The organism is Mycobacterium sp. (assembly GCF_035603715.1).
In the GTDB taxonomy this organism is placed as follows: Bacteria; Actinomycetota; Actinomycetes; order Mycobacteriales; family Mycobacteriaceae; genus Mycobacterium.
Genome location: NZ_DATNJW010000034.1, coordinates 1 through 7,692, shown reverse-complemented (window position 1 = coordinate 7,692; position 7,692 = coordinate 1). Strand labels below are relative to the sequence as shown.

The 7,692-nt window shown below is 64.9% G+C and carries 5 protein-coding genes; 3 read left to right on the top strand and 2 right to left on the bottom strand.

Features of this window, described 5'->3' with window-relative positions; all coding sequences use genetic code 11:
- Together VN856_RS01260 and argH are read left to right on the top strand one after the other, a co-directional pair.
- Positions 1 to 1,095: argininosuccinate synthase (locus VN856_RS01260; protein ID WP_325685357.1), on the top strand; the 1,095-nt coding region annotated here is incomplete at its 5' end.
- Complete coding sequence (gene argH, locus VN856_RS01255) at positions 1,092 to 2,504, top strand: argininosuccinate lyase (protein WP_325685355.1); 1,413 nt, start codon at positions 1,092 to 1,094, stop codon at positions 2,502 to 2,504. The genes VN856_RS01260 and argH, both read left to right, overlap by 4 nt.
- Positions 2,505 to 2,511: 7 nt before the next feature.
- Here argH and VN856_RS01250 read toward each other — a convergent pair whose 3' ends face one another.
- Both VN856_RS01250 and VN856_RS01245 read right to left on the bottom strand, forming a co-directional pair.
- Entirely contained in the window at positions 2,512 to 4,794 is a 2,283-nt protein-coding gene (locus VN856_RS01250; protein ID WP_325685353.1) for a bifunctional diguanylate cyclase/phosphodiesterase, read from the bottom strand.
- A gap of 163 nt (positions 4,795 to 4,957) precedes the next feature.
- A complete protein-coding gene (locus VN856_RS01245) occupies positions 4,958 to 6,736 on the bottom strand; it encodes an ABC-F family ATP-binding cassette domain-containing protein (protein WP_325685351.1) in 1,779 nt (592 codons plus the stop codon).
- A gap of 180 nt (positions 6,737 to 6,916) precedes the next feature.
- Between VN856_RS01245 and VN856_RS01240 the strand changes: the two genes are divergently transcribed.
- The coding region (locus VN856_RS01240) for an alpha/beta fold hydrolase (RefSeq protein ID WP_325685349.1) at positions 6,917 to 7,692 on the top strand (776 nt) is incomplete at its 3' end.

The following is a 7,692-nucleotide window of genomic DNA, read 5'->3' as shown; positions in this document are numbered from 1 at the left end:
CAGGGCGGCGAAGACATGGAGGTCGTGCGTCAGCGAGCACTGGACTGCGGTGCGGTCGAGGCCGTCGTGGTCGACGCCCGTGACGAATTCGCCGACGGCTACTGCCTGCCCACCATCTTGTCCAACGCCCTCTATATGGATCGCTACCCGCTGGTGTCAGCGATCAGCCGTCCGCTCATCGCCAAACATCTCGTCGCAGCGGCCCGCGAGCATGGCGGCAGCATCGTCGCGCACGGGTGCACCGGTAAAGGAAACGATCAGGTCCGTTTCGAAGTCGGATTCGCCTCGCTGGCGCCGGATCTGGAGGTGCTCGCACCTGTCCGCGACTACGCGTGGACGCGGGAGAAGGCGATCGCCTTCGCCGAGGAGAACGCCATTCCGATCAACGTCACCAAACGCTCCCCGTTCTCCATCGACCAGAACGTGTGGGGCCGCGCGGTGGAAACCGGCTTCCTGGAACACCTCTGGAACGCGCCCACCAAGGACGTCTACGACTACACCGAAGACCCCACCGTCAACTGGAACACCCCTGACGAGGTGATCGTCGGGTTCGAGCGTGGCGTGCCGGTCACGATCGACGGCAACTCGGTGTCGGTGCTGCAGGCGATCGAGGAACTCAACCGGCGCGCGGGCGCGCAGGGCGTCGGGCGCCTCGACGTCGTCGAGGACCGGCTGGTGGGCATCAAGAGCCGCGAAATCTACGAGGCGCCAGGCGCGATGGTGCTCATCACCGCGCACACCGAACTCGAGCACGTCACCCTCGAGCGTGAACTGGGCCGGTTCAAGCGCCACACCGACCAGCGTTGGGCGGAGCTGGTGTACGACGGGCTGTGGTACTCACCGCTGAAGACCGCCTTGGAGAGCTTCGTCGCCACGACGCAGGAGCACGTCACCGGCGAGATCCGGATGGTGTTGCACGGCGGACATATTGCCGTCAACGGCCGGCGCAGCGCCGAGTCGCTGTACGACTTCAACCTGGCCACCTACGACGAGGGCGACACGTTCGATCAGTCGATGGCGAGAGGCTTTGTCTACGTGCACGGGCTGTCGTCCAAGCTGGCTGCGCGCCGGGACCTGGCCACCGACGAAACGTGAGCACCAACGAGGGATCGCTGTGGGGCGGCCGGTTCGCCGACGGCCCATCCGATGCGCTGACCGCGCTGAGCAGATCCACCCACTTCGACTGGGTGCTGGCGCCTTACGACGTCACCGCGTCCAAGGCCCACGCTCAGGTACTCTTCAACGCCGGACTGCTGACCGACGATCAGCGCGACGGGCTGCTGGCCGGTCTGGACAGTTTGGCCGAGGATGTCGCCGACGGGAGTTTCGGACCGTTGGTCACCGACGAGGACGTGCACGCCGCGCTGGAGCGGGGACTGATCGACCGGGTCGGGCCCGACCTGGGTGGTCGGCTGCGGGCCGGCCGCTCGCGAAACGACCAGGTGGCCACGCTGTTCCGGATGTGGCTGCGCGACGCGCTCCGGCGCGTGGCCGCGGGCGCGCTGGACCTTGTCGCGGCACTGGCCGGCCAGGCCGCGGCTCATCCAAACGCCATCATGCCGGGTAAGACGCACCTGCAGTCGGCCCAGCCGATCCTGCTGGCCCACCATCTACTCGCGCACGCCCACCCGCTGCTGCGCGACGTCGACCGCATCGTCGACCTCGACGCACGCACCGCGTTGTCGCCGTATGGTTCTGGGGCGCTGGCCGGCTCGTCGCTGGGGCTGGACCCGGATGCGATCGCCGAGCAACTCGGTTTCACGGCGGCCGCCGACAACTCCATCGACGCAACCGCGTCCAGGGATTTCGCCGCAGAGGCGGCGTTCGTCTTCGCGATGATCAGTGTCGACATGTCCCGGCTCGCCGAGGACATCATCATCTGGAGCTCAACCGAATTCGGCTACGTCACCTTGCACGACTCGTGGTCGACGGGTAGCTCAATCATGCCGCAGAAGAAGAACCCCGACATCGCCGAGCTGGCTCGCGGCAAATCCGGCCGGCTGATCGGGAACCTGGCCGGGCTGCTCGCGACGCTTAAGGCTCAGCCGCTGGCCTATAACCGGGACCTGCAGGAGGACAAGGAGCCGGTGTTCGACTCGGTGGCGCAACTGGAGCTGCTGCTGCCGGCGATGGCCGGCCTGGTGAGCAGCCTGACGTTCAACGTCGAGCGGATGGCAGCACTGGCTCCCGCCGGCTTCACGCTCGCCACCGATATCGCCGAATGGCTGGTGCGCCAAGGTGTTCCGTTTCGTGATGCCCATGAGGCCGCCGGTGCTGCCGTTCAGGTGGCCGAGAAGCTCGGCGTCGGGCTCAAGGACCTGACCGACGATCAGCTGGCGGCCATCAGCGCCAACCTGACCCCGCAAGTGCGGGAAGTCCTCACCATCGAAGGTTCGGTGTCTTCACGCGACGCGCGCGGTGGCACCGCACCCACTCAGGTTGCCCGGCAACTCGATTCGGTCCGGACCTCCGCCGAGCGACTTCAAGAGCAACTAAGCCGCTAGACAACTACTAGACCTTCTGCGCGGGCACCGAGGGAACCTGTGGAATTTCGCCGGCCGGCAGCGGGCCGCAGAAGTAATTGCCCTGCACGACGTCGCAACCGAATCTCCTGAGCCACTGCACCGTTTCGTCGTTCTCGATTCCTTCGGCGACGCTGGCGATGCCGAATTCCGCGGCCAGTTCGATGACCGACCGTGCGATCGTCGCGGCGCGTTGATCGTAGGGGATTGGTGCGATGAGATGCCGGTCGAGTTTGACCTCGTCGATGGGCAACTCGCGCAGATAGGTCAGCGTGGAGTAGCCGCTGCCGAAGTCGTCGATCGAGACCCGGATACCGGCGTCGCGGAGACGATTGAGCACGGCACGACCCTTGGCGAAGTCCGCCACCACCAATTCCTCGGTGATCTCCACGGTGAGCAGGTTGGCCGGCATCCCGTGGGCGTCCAGCACGGACATGATGCGGTCGGGCAGGGTGTCCTCGTCGAGGGAACGCGCCCAAATGTTGATGGCGACCGGGATCGCGGTGCCTGCCGCGTGCCAGCCCGAAGCGTCCGCGACTGCCCGCGACAACACCAGGTCGGTCACGGCGTCCATCAGCCCGTGTTCGCGGACCAGCGGTAAGAACTCCCCAGGCTCCAGAGAGCCCAAAGTGATATGTTCCCAACGCAATAGCGCCTCTGCGCCGCAGATCGCGCCAGTGGCCAGCCCGAATTGCGGCTGATACACCAGGGTGAGTAAGCGGTCGTCGATCGCGCGCCGCAGATCCCAGAGCAGCTGCAATCGGGCCATGCCGTCGCGGAACGACTGCCGTGTGCCGAGATGGGCATCCATCTCCGGGGTAAAAGTCTGCATATCGGTCGCACTTGTTTGCTCGGCACGGGACCGGGCGGCCTCAGCATGGTCCAGGAGATCTCCGGCAGTGACGGACGTGTCGTCGTGCGGTGCTGCGGTTGCCACGCCGATGCTCAGATGCACGTAAACACGGTTGGCCCCGATGTCGAGCGCGCTGTCGAACGCTCTGGCAAGCCTTTTGCCAACTTGCGCGGCGACCTCGGGGCGGTCTTCCACCAAAATTGCGAATTCGTCCCCACCCATGCGCGCGACGGTATCGTCGGCGCGGACGCTGGCTTGGATCCGCGCCCCTACGCTGCGCAATAATTCTTCGCTGGCGGCATAGCCCAACGTCTCATTGACGACATTGAAATCGTCGACTCTGACCCTGAGCAGGCTGACCGGGACAGCCAGACGCACGTGTAACTGCATCGCGTGCGCCAGCCGTTCGTCGAGCAACCGCCGATTCGCCAAACCGGTCACCGTGTCCCGCAGCGCGGCGTCGGCGACTGCTTCGAGCAAACGTCGCTTCCGCTCCAGAACTAGCAACTGCCGCAGCAGCACGGTGACGGAGAGGACCATACCGGCCGCGAAGATCAGCGCGTTACCCCAGTCTGGGGGCCAGAAGCGCACGGCAAATGCCACGATCGCGACCGACACGGGCAAATACGGCAGCCACATCGACAGCCGCGAGAATGCGTGAGATGCGCGGGTGGTGTCGAGATCGGGCCCCGGTCTCGACGCGAGTGCCGACAGTGCGAGAAAGTACATTCCGCTGATCCACCCGAGAGTCACGCCGTCGTGGGGGATGTGGTCAGTCCGGTTTCCATGGAGGTTTAACACGCCGGCGATACCCACGGCAGCAAAACCCATCGTCAGCAGCGCCGGCGAGAGCCTCCGGCCGCGTTCGGCTGTCCGCACCACAATCGACGCAATGACGACGAGCCCCAGATAGATAGCGGTAATGACGGCCAACACGATGCGCGGGATGCTTGCCCGTTCCGCCGCGTCAAAGGTCAGGCTGCCTAACACCAAAAACAACGACACGGCGACGAGAATGACGTCGAGTAGCAAGCCCAAGCCGAACCGATAGTCATCGCGATTGGGAACGAGAACCGTTGCGCCCAAGGCAAATAACGGCAACACCACATAGCCCAACTCAGCTGCAGCGGAAGCCGAAATCGGCGCCGCGCCTCGCAGGGCGACGTAGCACCACAGGGCATTACCGAGCGCCCAGCCGCCCAGCCCGGCAGCCAGCGCAATCCACGCAAATCGCTGGCCGCTACGGGCAGCACAAGCGGCATTGACGGCGCAGCCAGTCGCGAAGGCACTCATGATCACAGCGCCTAACGGGCCGACGCCCGGATAACCCCTGCCGCCGAACAACATCACCGCAAGGAAGAGCCAGCCTGCGGTCGCCAACACCACCAGAGCGGTACGGCGTGGCGTCATTGCGGACATCTCTCAACCTGTCAGAGGTGGTGACCAAATTCCGGACAAGCGACGTTCGCTCGCCGACACCTTAAAATATGCTGAGCGCGACCGTAGTAATTCGGAACGCACACCCGAATTCCGGAACTTTGGATTGAATTCCCAAATATTTTGCGGTGATTGATTTCCAGACTCACTCGAGGATCTCGGAAACTTCCATCCACCGATTCTCCAGCTCGGTGACACCGCCTTCCAGGTCGCGCAATTGCTCGGTGAGCCTGGTGATGCCGACGTGGTCGGATTGATCATGCTCGGCCAGTTCACGGTGCTTGGCCGCGATCTGGTCAGCCAGCCGGGCCAGCCTGCGATCGATGGCACCGAGCTCCTTTTCGGCGGCGCGCAGTTCGGCCCCGGAGATCTGCGTCGACTCCGAAGACCTGGGGGCCGCCGGTGCGGCACGCTCCACCGCCACCTTGGGTGTCAGTCGCAAGTACTCGTCGATGCCACCGGGCAGATGCCGTAACCGGCCGTCCAGGACTGCGTACTGCTGATCGGTGACGCGCTCCAATAGGTAGCGGTCGTGGGAGACCACGATCAGCGTCCCCGGCCACGAGTCGAGAAGGTCTTCGGTGGCGGCCAGCATGTCGGTGTCCACGTCATTGGTGGGCTCGTCGAGCAGCAGCACATTCGGTTCGGCCAACAGCGTCAACATCAGCTGCAGTCGGCGACGTTGCCCACCCGACAGCTCACTGACCCGCGCCGAAAGCTGACCCCCCGCGAACCCGAGACGCTCCAGCAATTGGGCGGGTGTCACGTCGCGGCCGTCGACCTCGTAGCCGCTGCGCAACCGACCGAGCACATCAGCGACTCGTTCACCGGCCAGCGGAACCAGCTCGTCACCCCGTTGGTCTAGCATCCCCAGCTGAACCGTCTTGCCGCGCTTGACTTTTCCGCTGTCCGGCTGGACTGCGCCGGTGATCAGTCCCAACAACGTCGACTTGCCGGCCCCGTTGGCGCCGACGATGCCAGTGCGTTCGCCTGGTCCGATCCGCCATTCGACATCGCGCAGCACGGGCCGGCCTTCGAACGAGACCGAGACATCGATCAAATCGACGACGTCCTTGCCGAGCCGTGCGGTGGCGAGTTTGGCGAGCTCGACGGTATTGCGAAGCGGTGGCACGTCTTCGATCAACTGGTTAGCCGCGTCGATACGGAATTTCGGTTTCGACGTACGAGCCGGGGGACCGCGCCGCAGCCAGGCCAACTCTTTGCGCATCAGGTTCTGCCGTTTGGCCTCGGTGACGGCGGCCATCCGATCGCGTTCGACCCGCTGGAGCACGTAGGCGGCATAGCCGCCCTCGAACGGCTCCACGATTCCGTCGTGCACCTCCCACGTCGAAGTTGCAACTTCGTCGAGGAACCAGCGGTCGTGGGTTACCAGTAACAGCCCGCCGGTGTTACGGGCCCAGCGCTGACGCAGGTGGGTAGCCAGCCAAGTGATGCCCTCGATATCCAGATGGTTGGTCGGCTCGTCGAGGGCGATGACGTCCCATTCACCGACCAGCAGCGCCGCCAACTGGACTCGCCGCCGCTGACCACCGCTCAGCGTGCCGATCACGGCGTCCCACCCGATGTCGGACACCAGGCCGCTGACGACGTCGCGGATCCGCGGATCACCGGCCCACTCGTGATCGGCACGATCGCCGACCAGCGTCCACGCCACCGTGCTCTCCGAATCCAGGATGTCGGCCTGGCTCAGTGCACCCACGCGCAGTCCGCTGCGCTGCGTGACCCGTCCGGCATCCGGGCGAACCTGGCCCGTGAGCAAATCCAGCAAACTGGATTTTCCGTCGCCGTTGCGGCCCACGATGCCGATGCGATCGCCGTCGCTGATGCCGACGGTCACCGATTCGAACACAACCTGAGTCGAATATTCGAGGTGCACGGCCTCGGCGCCTAGCAGGTGTGCCACCGGCCCGACCCTAGACGCATAACGCGGCGAGGAGGTCGGCGAGGCGGAGCGACTAGGCTGGTCGAGCGGGCCGGCACCGTGACCAAAGCAAGTAGCCCACCCCCTGTGATGTGCCATGATGTGCACGCTGTCGGGCCCGCGCGCAGCACATGATGGTCTTCGTTCGAGGGGAGCGGCGGCATGGATCTGAGGTTTTCAGCGGTCACTCGACCGGTTGAGCGCCTGCTGGCGACCGCACAGAACGGCCTGGAAGTCCTGCGACTCGGCGGACTGGAAACCGGCAACTCTCCGTCGCCGTCACAGACTGTCGAGAGCACGCAGATGTACAAGCTCCGGCGTTATTTCCCGCCGGACAGCCGACCCGGGCATCCGCAGGCCGGCGAACCGGTGCTTCTGGTGCATCCGATGATGATGTCGGCAAACATGTGGGATGTCACCCGCGATGAGGGGGCGGTCGGCATTCTGCATGCCGCCGGGCTGGATCCCTGGGTGATCGACTTCGGCTCGCCCGATCAGATCGAAGGCGGGATGCGCCGGAATCTGGCCGACCACATCGTCGCGCTGAGCGAAGCGTTGGACGCCATCGCCGACATCACTGGGCGCGACGTACACCTGGCCGGCTATTCGCAGGGCGGTATGTTCTGCTATCAAGCGGCGGCCTACCGACGCTCGAAGAGCGTCGCAAGTATCGTGACGTTCGGTTCACCGGTAGACACCCTGGCGGCGCTGCCGATGGGGCTTCCACCAAACATTGCGCCCGGTGTCGCCACCTTCATGGCGGACCATGTCTTCAATCGGTTGGACATTCCAGGTTGGTTGGCGCGCACCGGCTTTCAGATGCTCGACCCGCTGAAGACGGCCAAGGCGCGGATCGATTTCGTGCGTCAACTCCACGATCGTGAAGCGCTGCTGCCCCGCGAAGCTCAGCGCCGGTTCCTGGAGTCGGAAGGCTGGAT